The following is a 330-nucleotide window of genomic DNA, read 5'->3' on the forward strand; positions in this document are numbered from 1 at the left end:
ATGCGACAGCTACATCGTGCTGGTGAGAAGCTCTTTGTGGATTACTGCGGCCCAACCATGGAGGTGGTCAACCCTGACACAGGTGAAGTACGCCAGGCTCAGGTGTTTGTGGCAGTGCTGGGCGCATCCAACTACACCTTTTCCTGCGCTAGCTGGAGCAAGAATCAGGCTGACTGGCTCAATGCTCACGTGCAAGCCTTCGAATTCTTCGCTGGCGTACCGGAACTGGTGGTGCCGGATAATCTAAAAAGTGGGGTGAGCAAAACACACCGCTATGAACCCGACATCAATCCTGCCTATCAGCAACTGGCTTCACACTACGGTGTTGCC

General features: G+C 54.2%; 1 protein-coding gene. It reads left to right on the forward strand.

Annotated features, from left to right (window positions below; translation table 11 throughout):
* The coding region (locus tag BGP75_RS22460; protein WP_143821156.1) for a DDE-type integrase/transposase/recombinase at positions 1–330 on the forward strand (330 nt) is incomplete at both ends.

This window comes from Motiliproteus sp. MSK22-1, assembly GCF_001968815.1.
Lineage (GTDB): Bacteria > Pseudomonadota > Gammaproteobacteria > Pseudomonadales > Balneatricaceae > Motiliproteus.